This window comes from Roseofilum halophilum BLCC-M91, from assembly GCF_030068445.1.
Lineage (GTDB): Bacteria > Cyanobacteriota > Cyanobacteriia > Cyanobacteriales > Desertifilaceae > Roseofilum > Roseofilum halophilum.
In genome coordinates this window covers 41434-61103 of the sequence record NZ_JAQPOK010000109.1, presented here as the reverse complement: position 1 = coordinate 61103, position 19670 = coordinate 41434, and the positions used below count along the sequence as shown (strand labels likewise).

Below are 19670 nucleotides of genomic sequence, written 5' to 3'. Positions count from 1 at the left end.
ACCTCCGCAAAATCGGGAACTAGGATAAACGACGACGCAGTAGGGGTTGAATTCCGAGGAGGGCGATCGCATCAATGATCGATAGCACCAGTAAACACCCTCCCAGGGAAATATCACCCCAGGGAGCAGCCATTACCATACTACCGAATCCCCAATCGGAATGGGTATAGAGATAGCGAATTGGCTCAATGGCATAACTGAGGGGATTGAGGCTAGAGACGATTTGTAACCACTGGGGCATGAATGAGAGGGGGGCGAGGGCGCTACTGGCGAACAGTAGAGGCAGGTTAACGACGAAAATGACGGCGATCAGTTCGATATGCCCCGGAAGGGCAAAGCTTAGGCCTAAGCTGACTCCAGTTACGCCTAAGACCAACAGGAGAATAATCAGGGTAATGAGGGCGAGTCCAGGGAGAGTGGGAAATCCTGCGCCTAAAAAGATTCCGGCGATCATGATGGTGGCGGTTTGGATTAGGGCGAGGGTGACGATATAGATGGCACTGGCGAGGACGATGGAGTAGCGAGAGCTTAAGGGGGCGACTAACAACCGGTTGAGAAAGCCAAATTCCCGGTCAAACATGACGGGGAGTCCGGCATTGAGGGCCCCGGAAAAGGCGGTAAAGACGATTACGCCTGCGCCGAGGAATTGCCCATAGTTGAGGCGATCGCCTAAAAATCCTTCGGGAGCATTTTGAAATAGCGCCCCAAAGAGAATTAACCACATCAGGGGCTGAATTACGCCAGCAATGAGCGTCGCGGGACGGCGCTGGAGTTGGATAAATAGGCGCTTGGTGAGGGCTAGGGTTTCTTGGATCAGCTCGCCAAAGGAGAATTGAGAACGTTCTTTAAGGGTGCTGATATCTAGATCGAGATTCGATTGAGGAGATGTAACAGTCATAGGTTTATCTGGGTTCAATGGTTCTATAGCATTTTTTGCCCTCATCCCCCAGCCCCTTCTCCCGTGGGAGAAGGGGAGTAGAAGTCCCTCTCCCACGGGGAGAGGGATATAGGGAGAGGGCATTTTGAGATTAACGCATATTTTGTTTTCGTTCTTTTTTCACGTCTCGTGTTCCTGCTGCTGCTAATTCGGCATCCATCAGGGTGCGTCCGGTAGCAGCGAGGTAAACATCATCTAAACTCGGTCGAGATTGGGCAATACTAAAGACCGGTAATCCCGCTTGATTTAAGGATTGTTGCACGTCAATCAATACAGTGGATTGGGTGGCTGTGGGATCGCTGTTGACCACTAGGTTTAAGGAATTGCCCTGAGCGCTGTTGATAATTACCTCTTGAACGCTGGGTAATGCTTGCAGTAGGGTTTTGGCTTGTTCGGCTTCATCGGGGGGGCAAAATTCTCGAATTCGTAGGGTAATGCGATCGCCTCCCACTTGGGTTTTGAGGTCTGAAGGCGTTCCGCAGGCAATCACTTTACCTTGGTCGATGATCGCCACGCGATCGGCTAAAACATCCACTTCTTCTAGGTAGTGGCTGGTAATTAAAACCGTGGTTCCTGACTCTCGCAGCTCTCGCAGGAAGTCCCACACCACCACCCGACTTTCAATATCTAAGCCCACGGTGGGTTCGTCTAAGACTAATACCTTTGGTTGGTGCAACAGTCCAGCCGCCAGGTCTAGGCGTTTGCGAATTCCTCCCGAATAGGTTCCCGTTTTCTGATCCGCGTACTCTTGGATTCCTAAGCGGTTAATCATTTGTTGGACGCGATCGCCAATTTCTTTCCGAGGGATATGATAGAGGGCAGCTTGCAGGTTCAATAATTCCCGACCCGTTAACACCTTATCTAGAGCCACTTCCTGGGCTACATACCCTAACAATTGCCGCGTGGCTTTCGGATACTCGACCACCGAAATTCCCCCAACTTCCAGTTGGCCACTGTCGGGACTGCTGAGGGTACATAAACAACGCAGAGTCGTTGTCTTTCCGGCTCCATTGGGCCCTAGCAAACCGAAGATTTCCCCCGGTTGAACGTCTAGGGATACATCTTTCACCGCATCAATGTTGCCATACCGTTTTTGGAGATTTTGAATCAGAATCGCTGGAGTCATGGGTTTCAGGGAGTATCTGGAATAGACTAGGGAATAGAAACAACAATAACCCCTCTAGAATACTATCTAGAGGGGAGAGAGGAGAGAATGTTACGACGACCAAACTTGAGGGTTGCTTGACACTAGCTAACAACAAAGGAAATAAAGAATAGAAGTCCTACAAATACTGCGGCGATACTACCCATAATTGCGTACTGGGTTTTTTGAGATTGGGTTGGAGGTTCTGCTTGATATACTTTGGGTTCTCTCGCAAAGTTGTTGAGACGGCCGCCTTCTTCTGTGGTATATGGCATTTTCCTAACTCCTGTGTTTGTTTATGATAACTATCTTAACAAATGTTTACAAAATTGGCTAGGGTCTGGGGGAATTTTTTGGGGAGAGGGGAGGATAGGGAAGATCGGAACTATTGCCCATTACCCATTCCCCAATTTCCTCAAAATCGCCATGGGAATGGCTTCTGGGGGCAAAACTTGCCGGACTGCTCCGAGGGCGATCGCCTCTTTGGGCATTCCAAATACCACACAACTGGCTTCATTTTGGGCGAAGGTTAAGCCTCCGGCCTGGAAAATAGACAACAGTCCATCGGCTCCATCGCGTCCCATTCCCGTGAGCAACACGCCAATACTGCGGCTTTTATAATATTGAGCGACTGAATTAAACGTCACGGTAATGGAGGGACAATGGCCGCCGATGGTCAGAGTTCGGTTGTAAGCAAAACAACCGTGCCGATCCAGGATTAGATGGGAACGTTCTGGGGGGAAATAAACATGGCCCGGTTGGGGGCGATCGCCAGCTCTGGCAATGCTCACGGGAAGGTTACAGTGAGCAGACAACCAGTCAATAAATCCTTGTAAAAAGCCTTCACTGATATGTTGCACGCAAATCACCGGAACCGGTAGATGGGCTGGAAATTGACTTAAAATTTGCTCTAACACTTGCGGCCCCCCTGTGGAGGCTCCTAGGGCAATCAGACCCAAATGGGTGTTTTTGAACGTCAGTTTGGGTTGAGACACGAGAGGGGGACGGGATAAGGGGGGGGTCGATCGAGAGGCAGTGCCGGATTGGGGGGAGTTGGCGGATGTTGTTCTCGTCATCCGTTGGTGCGATCGCTGGCGATTGGTAAAAACCGACACTCCAGATAACACCTTCACCTTATTGACTAAAGCCTGTTGAATGCGATCGGCATCGACTCCGAGTCCCCCTTCCGGTTTAGGGAACACATCCACCGCTCCCGCTTCCAAGACTTGGAAAACTCGATGGGTATCCTGTTCGCGCACGGAAGAACTAATCACTAAAATGGGTTTAGGGTGAGTAGACATCACTTCTTGAGTCAAGGCTAACCCATCCATTTCTGGCATATGCAAGTCTGTGCAGATGACTTGGGGATCGACTCTAGCAATCAGGCCGAGCGCCTCTTTTCCGGTGCGAGCTGTACCCACCACCTCAATATCTGGAGAGGCATTGAGCATCCGCTTGAGGATGGTCATCGCAATGGGAGAATCTTCCACAATTATGACTCGAATCGGCATTCAACGTTACTCCAACCGAAAGGAAACCAGAGGGGGAAATCTTAATGAGCAGCAACAGAATGCCGAGGAATAATGGCTTCAGGTTCTACACAGGTCACGCTTTCTTCCAGGGGTAAAATACGCAAGGTCTGATTATAGATGTTGGCTTGATAGACTTGCTGGTTAGTCCAGTCTAGGGCGGTTAACCATCCGCTACGGCGATGGTAAGCTCCGGTGTCGATGTCTAACCAGCCTTTTCCTTGGACAATGTTACCGGGGTTTACGCCTGGGAAGGTAAAGGTGATGGTGTGACCGGTGATAATGGTTTTATCGGGGAAGTAGGGGGTGGGAATGCTGTGGAATTGATCGCGAATCCAACAGAGTTCGTATTCGGTTTGCTCCTCGATGGGTAAATCGGGATGAACGCCAGCATGTACGAGCCAAAGATCGCCGAGGTCGAGGTAGAGGGGGAGTTGGCTAATCCATTGCAGATGCTCAAGGAGCAGGTGAGCATCTTGATAGCTGGCGAGGGTGGCTTGTCCACCACTATAGAGCCATGCTTGGAGAGCGGGATAGTGGATTTTGCCGTCGGGGAAACTGTCGATTAGCAGTTGTTCGTGGTTTCCGCGAATGCAGGGATAGTGGTTGTCACGAACGAAGTTCACCACATCTGCGCTTTTTGGCCCGCGATCGATCAGGTCTCCTAGGAAGTATAGGCGATCGCCGTCTCCAGGGGCGATCGCCTCCAGAAGACACATTAAGCCATCATAATTTCCGTGGACATCACCGATAACAATCCGTCGCCCTGTTACTCCTATCATTGCTTTGTGTTCCCTGTGTGCTAATTTAAGTCGGTTCCCGATCGCGAATCCAGGGTCATACCCTTTCTGGTGAAGTTTGCCCTTAATCAGTCTTTGAGAGCCAAGTTGCTCTGGGGCCCTGGTTAAGGGGAACCTTACAAGAAAAGTATAATTTACCACAGATTCCCTCAAACACCGGGTTAGCTTTGCGGATCTCTCTGGAGATCCGAGCTGTTTCGGTGTCTTTACAGTGTACTGAGAAAGTTTAATCCTGGACAACTCTTCTGGGATTATTGGGTTAAAGCTTTAATAAAGCGTTCGAGTTCTCCGAAGATCCCCCCCCGTCGTTGCCGAGTCGGGGCCGATTGATCCGTATTTTCACCAGCAGTAGCCTGAATTAAAATTTGATCTAGGGCTTCGCCTACGGGTTTTTGCGGTTGTTCGGCGATTTGAGTATAGTTGCCTTCTGGGGTTTCTAACCAAACTTGCCAGGGATGGGGATGGCAGCGATAGAGGGCTGCTCCTTCTAGGGGGCGGATATAATAGCAGGAGTAGATTTGGCTCAGAAGTCTCTCGCGCAGTTGACGAGCGGCATAACCGATACCGACAACAGCCACATCTTCGAGTTTGGGAATTAAGAGGACAATGGGGCGATCGCCAGCGAAATTCACCAGGCGCTCGACTTGTCCGACTTCCACCGATGAGGGATTAACGACCAGAAAGCTATCGTCTTCGGGGTCTATTTTATTGTCTATGGGCGATCGGCTACTGCCTAAGTCAGTGACCTTAAAGGGGATTTCGCCCCAGTCTCGACGGGCTAGAGCTGCCGCTCCGGTATCGGGAAAGAAGACCTTCGGTTGTCCCCCAAACTCTTGTAAAACGGGGATAAAGTCTTGGGCAAGTTTCTGTGCTTCGAGGGCAATTTCGGGAAAGACTAACTCGACTTGAATTAAGCGCACTCCATCTTCGAGCGCTTGCAAGGTGGCTGCTTTCGCTTGGGCGATCGCCTCATCTAGAGTTTGGGGTAGTGCGGTCATCGGTGGCTTTGATCTCTACTTTTTCCAGTTATTCATTATTAATTGTTAATGATTCATTGTTCATTGTCTATCCCACCACAAAACCCCCCACCCGAAGGTGAGGGGTTTTTTATCACTTAAGAATCAGTCCAGCCAGGATTTAACCGAACTTACCCGCAGTGGAGGCAATTAAGAAGGCTGCGTAGGTGAGGACATAGCCAACCGTGAAGTGAGCTAGACCAACTACACGAGCTTGAACGATGGAGAGAGCAACGGGCTTATCTTTCCAACGAACCAGGTTCGCCAGAGGAGTGCGCTCGTGGGCCCAAACAATCGTTTCAATCAATTCTTGCCAGTAACCGCGCCAGCTAATCAGGAACATGAATCCAGTTGCCCAGACCAGGTGTCCGAAGAGGAACATCCAAGCCCAAACCGCCAGGTTATTCATGCCGTAGGGATTATATCCATTGATCAACTGAGAGGAGTTTAACCACAGGTAATCGCGGAACCAACCCATCAGGTGGGTAGAGGACTCATTGAACTGAGCCACATTTCCTTGCCAGATGGCCAAATGCTTCCAGTGCCAGTAGAAAGTTAACCAGCCCAGGGTATTGAGCATCCAGAACATGGCGAGGTAGAAGGCATCCCAAGCAGAGATGTCGCAAGTACCGCCACGACCGGGGCCATCGCAGGGGAAGCTGTAACCGAAGTCTTTTTTATCGGGCATCAGCTTAGAACCCCGTGCATCCAACGCACCTTTCACGAGGATTAAGGTGGTGGTGTGCAGGCCGAGGGCGATCGCATGGTGAACCAAGAAATCACCAGGGCCAATGGGTAAGAACAGAGAGTTAGAGGTGCTATTAATGGCATCTAACCATCCGGGTAGCCAGAAGTTGGCGTGATTGGGGAATGCGGTATAAGCAACGCTATCAGGATTGGACAGTAGAATATCCATTCCGTACATTAACTTACCGTGAGAAGCCTGGATGAACTGGGCAAAAACCGGTTCAATCAAGATTTGCTTCTCAGGAGTACCAAAGGCAACCACAACATCGTTGTGAACATACAGTCCCAGGGTATGGAAACCAAGGAACAAGGAAACCCAGCTCAGGTGAGAAATGAGAGCTTCTTTATGTTCAAGCATCCGAGCCAATACGTTGTTCTTGTTGGCTTCTGGATCGTAGTCCCGAACTAAGAAGATCGCACCGTGAGCGAAAGCTCCCACCATCAGGAATCCAGCAATGTACTGGTGATGGGTGTATAGAGCTGCCATGGTGGTGTAGTCCTTAGCCATGAAAGCATAAGGAGGCATGGAATACATATGCTGGGCGACTAAGGAAGTCACAACACCCAGACAAGCCAAGTGCCATCCCAACTGGAAGTGTAACGATTCGTTGTAGGTATCGTACATTCCTTTATGACCGTCACCGATCATGCCTCCAAAGGGAGTTCCTTTGGGAGGATTATGGGCTTCCATGATTTCCTTCATGCTGTGGCCAATGCCCCAGTTCGTGCGGTACATATGTCCAGCAACGATGAAGAGAACTGCGATCGCCAAATGGTGATGAGCCATATCCGTGAGCCACAGGGACTCAGTTTGGGGATGGAAACCACCTAAGAAGGTTAGAATTGCAGTCCCTGCACCTTCAGATGTGCCAAACACATGACCCGCCGTATCTGGATTTTGGGCATATACGCCCCAGTTCCCTGTGAAGAAGGGAACCAAACCAGCCGGGTGAGGCAAAGTGCTAAGGAAGTTATCCCAGCCCACGTGCTGACCGCGAGATTCGGGGATCGCAACGTGAACTAAGTGACCTGTCCAAGCCAAAGAGCTAACACCGAACAAACCAGCCAGGTGGTGATTCAGACGGGATTCAGCATTCTTGAACCAAGACAAGCTAGGACGGAAGCTCGGCTGGAGGTGTAACCAGCCAGCGAACAGCATCAACGAAGCTAAGACCAACAGGAAAATAGCCCCTTGATACAAATCGCCATTGGTTCGCATTCCGATGGTGTACCACCAGTGGTAGACACCAGAATAAGCAATGTTTACTGGACTAGACGCACCGGCTTGAGTATAAGCATCGATCGCCGCTTGTCCAAACTGTGGGTCCCAAATCGCGTGAGCAATGGGACGGACGTTGAGAGGATCTTTGATCCACTGTTCAAAGTTACCTTGCCAAGCTACGTGGAACAGGTTGCCAGAAGTCCACAGGAAGATGATTGCCAGATGACCAAAGTGGGAGGCGAAAATCTTTTGGTAAAGATTTTCTTCCGTCATGCCATCGTGGGTTTCAAAATCGTGGGCGGTAGCTATCCCGTACCAGATCCGACGAGTTGTGGGATCTTGTGCGAGGTCTTGGCTAAACTTGGGGAATTTTGTTGCCATGTTTAAGTCCTTCTCGACCTCATCCTACTGCAATAATGCGAGCCAGGAAGAATGCCCAAGTAGTGACAATTCCTCCCAAGAGGTAGTGGGCTACCCCTACAGCGCGACCTTGAATGATACTCAAGGCGCGAGGCTGAATCGCGGGTGCGACTTTGAGTTTATTATGGGCCCAAACAATCGATTCAATCAACTCTTGCCAGTAGCCACGACCACTAAAGAGGAACATGAGACTAAAGGCAAAGATGAAGTGACCGGCTAGGAACATAATGCCATAGGCGGACAAAGCAGACCCGTAGGACGTAATCACTTGAGAAGCTTGCGCCCACAAGAAATCACGTAACCAGCCATTGATAGTAATTGAGCCTTGGGCAAAATTACCATTGGTGATGTGGGAAACGGTTCCGTCAGAGGAGACAGTGCCCCATACATCCGATTGCATCTTCCAGCTAAAGTGGAAAATCACAATGGACAGGGAGTTGTACATCCAAAATAGACCCAGGAAGACATGATCCCATCCTGAGACTTGACAAGTACCGCCCCGACCCGGACCATCACAGGGGAAGCGGAAGCCCAGATTGCCCTTGTCAGGAATTAGACGAGAGCTACGGGCATAGAGAACACCTTTAAGCAGGATCAGTACCGTAACGTGGATGGTAAAGGCATGGATGTGGTGAACCATGAAATCGGCTGTTCCCAGCGCGATGGGCATCATAGCTACTTTTCCACCAACGGCTACGACTTCACCACCAAAGGCGGGACTAACACTAGCCAACGCATTGGGGGCTGTGTTTCCAGGAGCCAGATTATGTAGATTCTGTACCCACTGGGCAAAGATCGGCTGGAGTTGAATTGCCGTATCCGAGAACATATCTTGGGTACGACCTAACGCACGCATGGTGTCGTTATGAACATACAAGCCAAAGCTGTGGAAGCCTAGCCATATGCAAACCCAATTGAGGTGGGAGATAATTGCATCCCGATGACGAATCACCCGGTCTAACAAGTTATCAACATTTTTCGCGGGGTCGTAGTCACGAACCATAAAGATAGCTGCGTGAGCGCCCGCGCCGACAATCAGGAATCCCCCAATCCAAACATGGTGAGTAAACAGGGAGAGTTGAGTCGGATAGTCTGTAGCGATGTATGGATACGGAGGCATCGCATACATATGATGGGCCACAATGATACTCAATGATCCCAACAACGCGAGGTTGAGGGCCAGTTGAGCGTGCCAAGAGGTTGTGAAGATTTCGTACAATCCCTTGTGCCCTTCTCCAGTGAAGGGGCCTTTGTGAGCTTCGAGGATTTCCTTCATGCTGTGACCAATGCCCCAGTTGGTGCGGTACATATGGCCAGCAATGATGAACAGAACGGCGATCGCCACATGGTGATGGGCTGTATCAGACAACCACAATCCACCGGTAACCGGATTCAGTCCACCTTTGAAGGTTAAGAAGTCACTGAAAGCGCCCCAATTCAGGGTAAAGAAAGGCTGGATTCCACCGAGACCTCCCCACTCTACACCGGGGTACAATTGCGTCATCAAGCTGGGATTGAGAATGAACTCATGGGGTAAGGGAATATCCTTGATGGCTACTCCCGAATCCAACAACTTGTTGATCGGTAAGGAAACGTGGATTTGGTGACCAGCCCAACCGAGGGAACCACAACCGAGCAGTACGGATAGATGATGGTTCATCATCGACTCCACATTCTGGAACCATTCCAGTTTGGGAGCTGCTTTGTGATAGTGGAACCAACCGGCAAATAACATTAAGCCAGCCATCACCAACCCACCAATTGCGGTGCAGTAAAGTTGGTAAGAGTTCGTGAAGCCGGAGGCTCTCCAGAGTTGGAATAACCCGGAAGTGATTTGGATTCCGTGGAATCCGCCACCAACATCACCGTTGAGAATATCTTGGCCAACAATCGGCCAAACCACTTGGGCGCTCGGTTTAATCCCTAGGGGGTCGCTCAACCAAGCTTCGTAATTTGAGAATTTAGCACCGTGGAAGTAAGCGCCACTTAGCCAGACAAATACAACAGCTAAATGACCGAAATGGGCACTAAAGATTTTTCTAGATACGTCTTCTAGATCACTGGTATGACTATCGAAATCGTGAGCATCGGCGTGAAGATTCCAAATCCAGGTTGTGGTTTTGGGTCCTCTAGCTAGGGTTCTGTCAAAATGACCCGGCTTGCCCCATTTTTCAAATGAAGTGGGGACTGGATCTTTATCGACGACCACCCTCGCCTTTGCTTTTTGCTCCTTTGGGGTAGTTGTCATTGAGACTCTCCTCTCTTTAGACAAGTAGCGTCATTACAGAACGCCATGCACAACTTAAAAGGGTTATTTCTGTGAGTTCCTTCGAGGCCGGATAGAGACCTATTGTTCTACCTTGATGCTCAAGATTAGATTTCTTGATATTCAAGATGAGTTTTTTTTCCAGATTTGGGGCTATGTAAAGCTTTGTTACTGAATTTGAGGAAAAGTTATGTCCTCTCTCAGAACACTGCTCTTTGATAGCACTTTCTCTGTAGACCCCAATGCTCCGAAGGTTTCACGAAGATCGGCAGATCCAGAAGGTCACCGTTTTTAAGTAGTGTACTGAATGTGAATTATAGGACTTGTCTCCCGTTTGAGGAAGCTACTTAACAATAATTCAAATTTGCCTTCATCAAGTCTCCGGTTCAATCACAGATGGCTTTTTGTTCAAAAAAGAGAACAAAAGTCAATAATCTATCAATAATATTTACAAAAATCAATACAAATAAAGACCTGGCGTTTAGACCTTTCCAGGTTGGTGATAAAATAGCGCTGTACTTTAACGTGCAAGGGATTGAAGGATGTCGGTGTTGAGTCAACGAATCAGAAAAAGGATCGCAACAAGCCTGTTGGGACTGATCTTAGTGCTGGGTCTATCCCTGGGAATGGTCGGTTGTGGGAACCAGGGAAGCGATCGCCTCGATCTCCCCAATCCTAGCTCCAGGATCTCCAACCCCCTCAAACGACAAGCCGAACCCAAAATCACCGAAGTATCGCCCCCAGAAGCGATCCAAAAACTCCGGCCACTTCTCGAAACCTACGAACCCCAGGTCACCATCCTTAATCCTCAACCCAACCAAACCCTCCAAGACACAACCCTTACCGTCCAACTTGACGTTCAAGACCTGCCCATCTATCAAGACCCCAACCTAAACCTGGGCCCTCACCTAGAAGTTATCCTCGACAACCAACCCTACAGCAATGTTGACGACCTCTCCCAACCCGTTACCTTTACAAATCTAAATCCCGGAACCCATACCCTTAGAGTATTCGCCACCACGCCCTGGGGAGAGAGTTTCAAAAATGAAGGCGCTTACGCACAAACCACGTTTCATATCTTTACAAAAACTGAAGACCAAATCCCCAATCCTGACCTTCCCCTGCTCACCTATAGCAATCCCATCGGTACATATGGCGCACAACCGATCCTCCTAGACTTCTATCTCACTAATGCGCCCCTGCATGTGGTTGCCCAAGAAAATCCAGACGACAACATCCGAGATTGGCGGGTTCGGGCATCCGTGAACGGTGAAGAATTTATCCTCGATCAATGGGAACCCCTCTATCTGCAAGGATTTGACCGAGGCCAAAACTGGGTGAAACTGGAAATTCTAGACGAACTGGGTAACCCGGTTAACAATGTTTTCAATACCACTGCTCGCTTGGTGACTTACGATCCTCAAGCCACCGATCGCCTATCTCAACTGATTCGGGGTGAAATTAGCCCTGAAGTTGCCCAAGCAATTGTCAATCCAGACTATATTGCCCCCTCTACTGCTGCACCTGAGACGGAAGAAGTAGAACCGCAGGAAGAACCGGTAGAGGTAGAAGAACTCCTAGAAATAGAAGAAGAAGCACCTGAAGTGGAGGAAGAATTACCGGAAACTTCAGAGGTAGAGGAAGAAATAGTTCCGGAAACGGTGGAAGTGGAAGAAGAGGTTTCTGAAACTCCAGAGGTAGAGGAAGACGCAGTTCCGGAAATGGTGGAAGTGGAAGAAGAGGTTTCTGAAAATCCAGAGTCAGAACCAATGGAAACCGTCGAACCAGAAGAACTTACACCGGAACCTGAACCAGTGGTGAGTGAGACTCCAGCATGGCGTAAGCAACTGAATCTGAATCAATGGCGCGATCGCCTAAAATCCAAATGGAATCAGTTAGATTTAGAATCCAAATGGAATCAATTCGATTTGGATTCAATTAATCCCTTTGGTAATCAAGCAGAACAACCAGAAGAGACTCTAGAAACTGTCCCAGAACCTTCCATTGTAGAAGAACCCATTCAATCCCCCTCTGAACCAGAACCCATAGAGGAAGAAGTTGAAACCCAAGAACCCCAAGATCTTGAACCCGAAGTTGTAGAAGAAGAAGTCGAGGCTCCAGAAGAGTTAGAAGAAGAGCAAAAGGCGATCGACCTGCCCAATTTAGTTGATTCTGCGCCGCTAGAAGAACCCATAAACATGACTCCCATGGAATCCTCTCCCATAGAAAGCCCAAGCAACTCTTCAGAAATGGAAGCCCCTGAGTGGCAACAAATGCTGTCTAATCCAGGAGGAGATCTACAGTAATAGCCCCTAGGTCATCTCCAGCATCCGTTGAATAGGGCGTAAAGCAGCGACCCGGATCTCTTCGGGTAAAGTAATTTCTGGAGTCCGGTTTTTCATGGCCAAGTAGAGTTTTTCTAAGGTATTGAGTCGCATATGGGGACATTCATTACAAGCGCAGTTATTCATCGGGGGAGCGGGAATAAACTGTTTATGGGGCGCTTCCTTCTGCATTTGATGGATGATTCCCGGTTCAGTAGCCACAATAAAGGCGGGACTCTCACTGGTTTGGGCATAGTTGAGTAAAGCGGTGGTGGAACCGATATGATCGGCATGGCGCAGCACTGGGGGTTCGCATTCGGGATGGGCAATAATTTGGGCTTCGGGGTGCTGCACTTTCAGTTGCACGATTTTCTTTTCGGAAAAGGTTTCATGGACGATGCAACTGCCATCCCAGAGGAGCAGATCCCGCCCGGTTTGTTCCATGACATAGCGCCCCAAGTTGCGATCGGGGGCAAAAATGATCGGTTGGTCGGCACGAATTTGTTCAACAATGTGAACAGCATTGGAACTGGTACAGATAATATCGCTCATGGCCTTAATTTCGGCCGTGCAGTTAATGTAGGAAATGACCAAATGATCGGGATGTTGGGCCTTAAATGCGGCGAAGGCATCCGGTGGACAACTATCGGCTAGGGAGCAACCGGCATCGAGATCTGGTAAAAGTACCAATTTATTGGGGTTGAGAATTTTGGCGGTTTCGGCCATAAAGTGAACTCCGGCAAAGACGATGACTTCTGCATCGGTATGGGCGGCTTTGCGAGATAAACCGAGGGAGTCGCCGATATAGTCGGCAATGTCCTGAATATCCGGGTCTTGGTAGTAGTGAGCCAGGACTATGGCGTTGAGGTCTTGTTTGAGAGTGGCGATCGCCTGAAACAGATCGTCAGGAAGTTCAGAGAATTGAGTGGGGGAGGGGACGGCAGTAAACAAGGTGAATAATAACCCAAACTATTATTACTTTCATTTTTAATTATAGTTTATTTCACTAAAAAGGGTAGGATGGAAAACCACCCTACCCAATCTCGATCTCTCGATCGGTGCTGAAGGCTTTAGGCGAGGACTGTTTCCGGGATAGACCAGCGATCGACCGTTTTACCGATCGCCGCCAATTCCTTCATCAGTTGATCGAACTGATCGGGGGTGAGGGACTGGGGCCCATCCGAGAGGGCTTTCGAGGGGTTAGGATGAACTTCAATCATCAAAGAATCAGCTCCCACGGCGATCGCCCCTTTCGCCATCGCTGGTACATACTGAGACCATCCCGTACCATGGGACGGGTCAATCATCACCGGCAAATGGGTCAGCGTCCGCAACACCGGAACCACCGACAGATCCAACGTATTACGAGTATACTTACGGTCAAACGTGCGAATTCCCCGCTCACACAAAATCACCTGGGAATTGCCCTCCGCCAAAATATACTCAGCCGCCATCAGCCATTCCTGAATTGTCGCTGACATGCCGCGCTTAAGTAGAACCGGCTTATCCTGCGCTCCAACTTTCTTCAGCAGGGCAAAATTTTGCATATTTCTGGCCCCAATCTGAATCACATCGGCCACTTCAGCCACCGCAGGCAGATCCGCCGTATCCATAATTTCCGTAATAATTCCCAAGCCGCTCTTTTCCCGTGCTGCGGCCAGGAGTCCTAGGGCACTTTCCCCATGGCCTTGGAAGGAATAGGGAGAGGTTCTCGGTTTATAAGCGCCACCCCGGAGGAACTTCGCCCCAGCAGCCTTCACCCGCAGGGCCGTTTCAGTAATCATCTCCTCTGTCTCTACCGAACAAGGGCCGGCAACCACCACCAAAGGATGATTTTCGCCAAAGGGAACATCCCCTTGAGGCGTAGACACCACCACATCCGAAGCTTGACCATGGCGATATTCGCGACTGGCTCGCTTAAAGGGTTGTTCAACGCGCAATACTAATTCAATCCAAGGACTCAATTCTTGAATTCTTTCCCGGTCTAGATCTGCCGTATCCCCAACTAAACCAATGACAACCTTGTGCTGGCCGACAATTTTTTCCGGTGTCAGGCCCCAAGCGCCCAATTCATCAGTCACTCGGTCGATCTCTGCGGTTGGTGTACCGCTTTTCATTACTACAATCATGGTTGATTATCCTGATTCGATAAGGTTATTTTCAATACTTAATCTTGTTTGACCGATCGCCACGCGGCGATCGTTCTACCTAAATTTTGGGTAAAGTCCTGCCAACCGAGCAACGTCCCTACCCGATTTTCATCCCAGGAGGCCGAGAGTACCCCATAACTTAAACCGAGGACACCCAGTCCAAAGAAACCCATACTCACCAACACCACAGCAATATGGGGTAAATCGAACTCCGTTTGGGTCAAAATCCAATAACTGGCCGCAAATGTTAACACACCTAGGGCAGTCGGTATACCAGACAACAAAGCCATACGCCTAATCATCCGCTTACTCACTGCATCAGGAATCACGCGGTCTTCTTTACGAATTGGGGTTCGCTTCTTCGACCCTTTAGAGGACTTAGGCTCCTTTGGGGAGGAAGATGAAGGGGTAGGGCTATTTTTTTTGCGACTGGTTTTCGGCTCAAAAGGCAACCGTTCCTTAGAAGCCGATCCACCCTTTTGATCTGGTTCAGGGGACATGGGCAATTCTCTAGCCTCGAATACTCAAACGACTAATTAACGCTTTGTAGCGATCCTTGTCTTGCTTGTTAATATAACTTAACAAACGCTTGCGCTGGCCAATCATTTTCATCAGACCTCGCTGGGAAGCGTAATCCTTCTTATTCGATTTTAAGTGCGCGCTTAAACGGTTAATCCGTTCAGTTAAAACAGCAACTTGCAAATCTGCTGAACCCGTGTCCGTTTCGTGAACCTGGTACTCAGCCATTATTTGATGTTTTTGGGTTTGTGTGAGACTCATAGGGTATTCGTTTGGTGTAATCCATCAAAATTCAGCAATTTTACACTATAACACAAATTTCGAGATTCACTCAAGCGCTTGAGCGAATCATCCAACTACAGGAGCCAATGAGAAAGGTCACGGTTAATCAATTCTTGCAACTTGAGAATATCTTCACGATAAAACTCAATCAGTTGTTGGCGTTCTTCATCTGACAGAGGGGGGATCTTTTCCTGGGATTGGTTTAAGTCCATTAGCTTTTGGCGAAAGGATTGGACAACACTTGCTGGAAATAGACTATTTAAAATCTTAGCTGTTGTTTCTCGCAAGGGGTTATGAGTATTGAGGATTTGATTTAGGCTTTTGTTTTTTGGTAATTTAGCCACTTGCGATCGTTTAGAAGTATCTGGTTGATACTTTTCATCTACTCCAATAAATTGATAAATATTTCTCATTAATTCTTGGGAATCCTTGCGTAAATCGTCATACAGAAAAACCTGAATTTGGTTCCGATCAAAATTTTCATAAAAATAGCTCAAATGTTCTCCATAAAACCCTTTTTTTAGAGTGGCTGATTGCTTGCCTTTTTTAACGATCTGTTCGGACAATTTTCTCGGTTTGCCAATCGCATCGCGAACATGCATCAGATAATCGGAATAGGCGCGATCGGCTGGATTTCTCAAAATAGCGATTAACTTGGCATCCGGCATATAACGCTTAATCTGTTGGGTTGCGATTTCATAGTTAGCCATATAGTTGGGAGACGCTTCACCAATAGCTATTTCATCCGTTACATCTTGGAATAGCTCACAATACTTTTCAAATGTATCAATTCGTTTCTTCTGGGAGGGTAAAGGCGGTCTGTCTTTGGGGTCTTTATTCGGATCTTTAGACAGAAAATTCGTTTCTTTCCGAGGACTCATGTAGACTTGAGGATGTTCTTTTAAATAATGATAGATTGAAGTTGTGCCTGATTTCTGAACACCGATGATCAAAAAATTAGGTAACTTAACAGATGAATTCATAGAATTACCTCTTAAAAAATCAATTTCAACTTAACCAACTAATGGCTTCCCTGATCCAATCTTCCGGATCTTCTGTTTTCATGAGATTAGGTTTCTGACTTAATGCACCTAAAGCTTGGGCAATTTCTTCCTGGTTATATCCTAAAGCGAGAAGGGTCATTTCCACATCTTCTTGTAAAGCAGAAGGAATGGTACTAGAAACCGGTAGAGTGACTCCAGAGGTATCGCGCCATTGGGATAACTTGGTTCTTAATTCTAGGGCAATGCGTTCGGCCGTTTTAGTGCCCACCCCAGGAGTGCGTACCAACTGTTTAATGTTGCCGGTAACGATCGCCTGAACCAAATCCGACAGTCCCAGGGTATCCAAAAGGGCGATCGCCAACTGCGCTCCAATACCACTGACTCCCACCAACTGGCGAAACAGATCCCGCTCTGCTGAGGAAGCAAACCCATACAACAGGGGTTGCTCCTCCCGAATCATCAAATGAGTAAACACCTGAACCTCACCCTCCTGATGCTCCGAAACCGCTTCTGCTAATTGACGAGTCACTTGGATCTCATAACCGAGTCCATGAACCTCCAAAACTAGCGTGACGCGATTTGGCGATCGCTTCTGAACCTGGTCAACCCTTCCCCTCAGATAACTGAGCATATAGCTATCCCCTTGCGTGATTGAATCCCACAGATCAAGCCTATGGTATTATCATACGGTGTTGTCTTACCAACACAGGTAAAAAGCAACTCTTGGCTTATTCTTCCATCTGTTCCTGCGAGCCGGCCTAAACCTATGAAAGAGCGATTCCTAACCCATAACGTTTACAACTGTTGCAGTAACCCGATCGGAGAAGCCCATTGGGAGTTGTTGTTGATGAGTCCGGAAAGAGAAAACGGGTGGACTTAACTAAGATTTTTCAAACCTCAAACCCCATTATTGGTGTGGTTCATCTGCTCCCCCTACCCACGTCATCGCGGTGGGGATCGAACCTGCAAACCGTCATCGCTAGGGCCGAACGAGAAGCCACGGCTCTAGCATCCGGCGGAGTCCATGGCATCATGGTAGAAAACTTCTTTGATGCTCCCTTCACCAAAGATCGGGTCGATCCGGCCGTGGTTAGTGCCATGAGCCTGATTATCGATCGCCTCAAAAACCTAGTCACCTTACCCATCGGGGTGAATGTGTTGCGAAATGATGCTCAGAGTGCCCTGGCGATCGCCTCCTGCACCGACTCAGCATTTATTCGCGTCAACGTCCTGACTGGCGTAATGGCAACCGATCAAGGCTTAATCGAAGGCAAAGCGCACGAACTCTTACGCTATCGGCGCGAACTCGGAACAGACGTAAAAATTCTAGCCGATGTCCTCGTCAAACATGCACACCCCCTAGGGCATCAACCCCTTGCGGCTACCATTAAAGACACCATAGAACGAGGCTTGGCAGATGCCATAATCCTATCCGGGCCAACAACCGGAACGCCCCCCGATATCGAAGAGCTGAAATTAGCCAGCCAACTGGCCCCAGAAACCCCCGTATTTATTGGCAGTGGAGCGTCTTGGCACAATATCAGTAACCTGCTCCCCCATGCCGATGGCATCATTGTTGCCAGTACCCTTAAACGCCATGGCCAAATAGAACAACCCATCGATCCCAACCGCGTGAGCCAGTTTGTGGAAGCCGCCCAACGGAGTTTAACCCCGAACTGAACAACCTTCCTTCAGGAAACTTCCCCGATTGAATCCCAGTCCATGGCCACAGCCATCAAAACTTTATCAATGGAGGAAAAACTGTGAACTCTTCCCAAAAATCGATTTCCAAAAGGTTGACCCTTTCCCTCTTCTGGCTAGGATTAGGTACGGGGGGATTATTCTTCCTGGGAAATCTTAATCCTTCCCCCATCAGCACACCCGCTCAAGCTCAAGTCTCACCCTCCCAAAGTCCGCCCATCGAAACGGCTTCGACTCCAGCGAGTTTAGCCCTAGCCCAACATCTTCAGAACATTGGCGCTAAAATGTATGGGGCTTACTGGTGTCCCCATTGCCATTTGCAAAAAGAGCGGTTTGGGGAAGAAGCGGTCAATCAAATCCTGCTGGAAGAAACAGAGCCGGTTTATATCGAATGTTCTCCAGAAGGGAGAACAACGCCCCAAGCCCAAGTCTGTCAACAGGCAGGAATTGGGGCTTATCCAACTTGGGTGATTGATGGGGAAAAATATGAAGGAAATTTGCCCTTACAGCAGTTGGCGGAAGTCTCTGGATATCAAGGCTCACAGGAGTTTTAGCAAGCAAAAAATAGGCTGGTTCTGAAGCCCTGTCAGGTGGCAAGCCGAAGATTTTTATGCTGCAATCAGAAATATCCCTATTGTTTATTACTAAATAAAGAAATAAAGCTATGAGGCGTAGGCGTTCTAGTCCCTGGATTCATCGTTGGTCTCGACCCATTACGGCCGCCATCGCCACTCTTGGGGCGATCGAAACGGCATTTTTAACCGTGGCTGAGGTTTTGGGTAGCGCAGAAGCGGTTTGCCCAACCAATGGCTGTAAAGAGGTCTTGGGCAGTGCCTATGCAACGGTTTTTGGCTTGCCTCTGACCCTGTTTGGCTTTTTTGGCTATGCCGGAATGCTGATGTTGGCGATCGCCCCCTTATTGATTAATCCCGATCGAAACAAGGAAGTGCGAACCACCCTAGACCAGTGGACTCGTTTCCTGATGTTCGTTACCAGTACGGTAATGGTCGTGGGGAGTGCCTATTTGATGTATATCATGGCCTTCACGATTGGAGCTTTTTGTCCCTACTGTGTGCTTTCGGCTCTCTTGTCCCTCTCCCTATTTGTAGTCACCCTGATCGGCCATGATTGGGAAGATATGGGCCAATTAGCCTTGACCGGATTAACGGTAGCCATGGTCACCCTGGTGGCGACCCTAGGAGTCTATGGCAGTGTGAATAATCCAACCGCAGCTCCAGGAACAGTTCCCCCCATTACCACTACCTCCGGGCCGGCTGAATTGGCTTTGATTGACCATCTCAATGAGATTGGAGCCAAAAACTATGGCGCGTATTGGTGTCCCCACTGCCATGAACAAAAACAATTGTTGGGCAAAGAAGCAGCCGCTAAACTCGATTATGTTGAATGTGCTGCCGATGGGGTGAATTCCCAAGTCGAACAGTGCAAAGCGGCTGGAATTCAAGCCTTTCCCAGTTGGGAAATAAACGGTCAAATCTATGCCGGAGTGCGATCGCTCAACGAATTAGCCGAATTATCCGATTATCAGGGCCCGAGTGACTTTGGGCAACAGTGATGCAAATCACTCAACCCATCGGTAAACCATCACAGT

Annotated in this window: 18 protein-coding genes; 4 read left to right on the top strand and 14 right to left on the bottom strand. The window is 48.8% G+C overall.

What is annotated here, in order from left to right; genetic code table 11:
• Positions 1-19: 19 nt before the first annotated feature.
• The 8 genes from PJF56_RS14885 to psaA form a co-directional block, all read right to left on the bottom strand.
• Entirely contained in the window at positions 20-898 is an 879-nt protein-coding gene (locus tag PJF56_RS14885) for an ABC transporter permease (RefSeq protein WP_283763473.1), read from the bottom strand.
• A 130-nt stretch (positions 899-1028) separates the two neighbouring features.
• A complete protein-coding gene (locus tag PJF56_RS14880; RefSeq protein ID WP_283763472.1) occupies positions 1029-2063 on the bottom strand; it encodes an ABC transporter ATP-binding protein in 1035 nt (344 codons plus the stop codon).
• A gap of 122 nt (positions 2064-2185) precedes the next feature.
• Positions 2186-2356: a photosystem II assembly protein Psb34 gene (gene psb34 / locus PJF56_RS14875; protein WP_283763471.1), complete on the bottom strand. Its 171-nt coding sequence runs from the start codon at positions 2354-2356 to the stop codon at positions 2186-2188.
• 120 nt (positions 2357-2476) lie between these two features.
• Positions 2477-3592 carry a chemotaxis-specific protein-glutamate methyltransferase CheB gene (gene cheB, locus PJF56_RS14870; protein ID WP_283763470.1) on the bottom strand — a complete coding sequence of 372 codons (1116 nt, stop codon included), beginning with the start codon at positions 3590-3592 and terminating at the stop codon, positions 2477-2479.
• A gap of 41 nt (positions 3593-3633) precedes the next feature.
• The gene (locus PJF56_RS14865; protein ID WP_283763469.1) at positions 3634-4392 is read right to left on the bottom strand and encodes a metallophosphoesterase family protein; all 759 of its coding nucleotides are present in this window, start codon (positions 4390-4392) and stop codon (positions 3634-3636) included.
• Positions 4393-4661: 269 nt separating this feature from the next.
• Positions 4662-5408: a DUF1995 family protein gene (locus PJF56_RS14860; protein ID WP_283763468.1), complete on the bottom strand. Its 747-nt coding sequence runs from the start codon at positions 5406-5408 to the stop codon at positions 4662-4664.
• A 139-nt stretch (positions 5409-5547) separates the two neighbouring features.
• On the bottom strand, positions 5548-7776 hold the full coding sequence (gene psaB / locus PJF56_RS14855) for a photosystem I core protein PsaB (RefSeq protein WP_283763467.1): 2229 nt from the start codon (positions 7774-7776) through the stop codon (positions 5548-5550).
• Between the two features lie 19 nt (positions 7777-7795).
• A complete protein-coding gene (gene psaA / locus PJF56_RS14850) occupies positions 7796-10063 on the bottom strand; it encodes a photosystem I core protein PsaA (protein WP_283763466.1) in 2268 nt (755 codons plus the stop codon).
• Between the two features lie 608 nt (positions 10064-10671).
• On the opposite strand from psaA, the gene PJF56_RS14845 reads away from it, so the two are divergent.
• Complete coding sequence (locus tag PJF56_RS14845; protein ID WP_283763465.1) at positions 10672-12387, top strand: hypothetical protein; 1716 nt, start codon at positions 10672-10674, stop codon at positions 12385-12387.
• A 6-nt stretch (positions 12388-12393) separates the two neighbouring features.
• Here PJF56_RS14845 and nadA read toward each other — a convergent pair whose 3' ends face one another.
• The 6 genes from nadA to ruvA form a co-directional block, all read right to left on the bottom strand.
• Positions 12394-13356 carry a quinolinate synthase NadA gene (gene nadA / locus PJF56_RS14840; RefSeq protein ID WP_283763464.1) on the bottom strand — a complete coding sequence of 321 codons (963 nt, stop codon included), beginning with the start codon at positions 13354-13356 and terminating at the stop codon, positions 12394-12396.
• A gap of 119 nt (positions 13357-13475) precedes the next feature.
• Positions 13476-14534: a 3-deoxy-7-phosphoheptulonate synthase gene (gene aroF / locus PJF56_RS14835; protein WP_283763463.1), complete on the bottom strand. Its 1059-nt coding sequence runs from the start codon at positions 14532-14534 to the stop codon at positions 13476-13478.
• A gap of 38 nt (positions 14535-14572) precedes the next feature.
• Positions 14573-15055, bottom strand: a complete 483-nt coding sequence (locus tag PJF56_RS14830; RefSeq protein ID WP_283763462.1) for a PAM68 family protein — start codon at positions 15053-15055, stop codon at positions 14573-14575.
• 10 nt (positions 15056-15065) lie between these two features.
• Entirely contained in the window at positions 15066-15335 is a 270-nt protein-coding gene (rpsO, locus tag PJF56_RS14825) for a 30S ribosomal protein S15 (RefSeq protein WP_283763461.1), read from the bottom strand.
• A 95-nt stretch (positions 15336-15430) separates the two neighbouring features.
• Positions 15431-16339 (bottom strand): sulfotransferase family protein, encoded by a 909-nt coding sequence (locus tag PJF56_RS14820; protein ID WP_283763460.1) that lies wholly within the window; start codon positions 16337-16339, stop codon positions 15431-15433.
• A 25-nt stretch (positions 16340-16364) separates the two neighbouring features.
• Positions 16365-16991, bottom strand: coding sequence for a Holliday junction branch migration protein RuvA (gene ruvA, locus PJF56_RS14815; protein ID WP_283763459.1), 627 nt, complete (start codon positions 16989-16991; stop codon positions 16365-16367).
• A 239-nt stretch (positions 16992-17230) separates the two neighbouring features.
• Here ruvA and btpA point away from each other — a divergent pair, with 239 nt between their 5' ends.
• The 3 genes from btpA (at position 17231) to PJF56_RS14800 (ending at position 19634) form a co-directional block, all read left to right on the top strand.
• Positions 17231-18040: a photosystem I biogenesis protein BtpA gene (btpA, locus tag PJF56_RS14810; RefSeq protein ID WP_283763458.1), complete on the top strand. Its 810-nt coding sequence runs from the start codon at positions 17231-17233 to the stop codon at positions 18038-18040.
• 83 nt (positions 18041-18123) lie between these two features.
• Complete coding sequence (locus tag PJF56_RS14805) at positions 18124-18615, top strand: hypothetical protein (RefSeq protein ID WP_283763457.1); 492 nt, start codon at positions 18124-18126, stop codon at positions 18613-18615.
• A 110-nt stretch (positions 18616-18725) separates the two neighbouring features.
• Positions 18726-19634, top strand: a complete 909-nt coding sequence (locus PJF56_RS14800) for a vitamin K epoxide reductase family protein (protein WP_283763456.1) — start codon at positions 18726-18728, stop codon at positions 19632-19634.
• Positions 19635-19670 lie beyond the last annotated feature (36 nt).

Coding starts and splice junctions, on each gene's coding strand:
- PJF56_RS14885 (WP_283763473.1), bottom strand. CDS start 898: ATGACTGTTACATCTCCTCAATCGAATCTCGATCTAGATATCAGCACC.
- PJF56_RS14880 (WP_283763472.1), bottom strand. CDS start 2,063: ATGACTCCAGCGATTCTGATTCAAAATCTCCAAAAACGGTATGGCAAC.
- psb34 (WP_283763471.1), bottom strand. CDS start 2,356: ATGCCATATACCACAGAAGAAGGCGGCCGTCTCAACAACTTTGCGAGA.
- cheB (WP_283763470.1), bottom strand. CDS start 3,592: ATGCCGATTCGAGTCATAATTGTGGAAGATTCTCCCATTGCGATGACC.
- PJF56_RS14865 (WP_283763469.1), bottom strand. CDS start 4,392: ATGATAGGAGTAACAGGGCGACGGATTGTTATCGGTGATGTCCACGGA.
- PJF56_RS14860 (WP_283763468.1), bottom strand. CDS start 5,408: ATGACCGCACTACCCCAAACTCTAGATGAGGCGATCGCCCAAGCGAAA.
- psaB (WP_283763467.1), bottom strand. CDS start 7,776: ATGGCAACAAAATTCCCCAAGTTTAGCCAAGACCTCGCACAAGATCCC.
- psaA (WP_283763466.1), bottom strand. CDS start 10,063: ATGACAACTACCCCAAAGGAGCAAAAAGCAAAGGCGAGGGTGGTCGTC.
- aroF (WP_283763463.1), bottom strand. CDS start 14,534: ATGATTGTAGTAATGAAAAGCGGTACACCAACCGCAGAGATCGACCGA.
- PJF56_RS14830 (WP_283763462.1), bottom strand. CDS start 15,055: ATGTCCCCTGAACCAGATCAAAAGGGTGGATCGGCTTCTAAGGAACGG.
- rpsO (WP_283763461.1), bottom strand. CDS start 15,335: ATGAGTCTCACACAAACCCAAAAACATCAAATAATGGCTGAGTACCAG.
- PJF56_RS14820 (WP_283763460.1), bottom strand. CDS start 16,339: ATGAATTCATCTGTTAAGTTACCTAATTTTTTGATCATCGGTGTTCAG.
- ruvA (WP_283763459.1), bottom strand. CDS start 16,991: ATGCTCAGTTATCTGAGGGGAAGGGTTGACCAGGTTCAGAAGCGATCG.
- PJF56_RS14800 (WP_283763456.1), top strand. CDS start 18,726: ATGAGGCGTAGGCGTTCTAGTCCCTGGATTCATCGTTGGTCTCGACCC.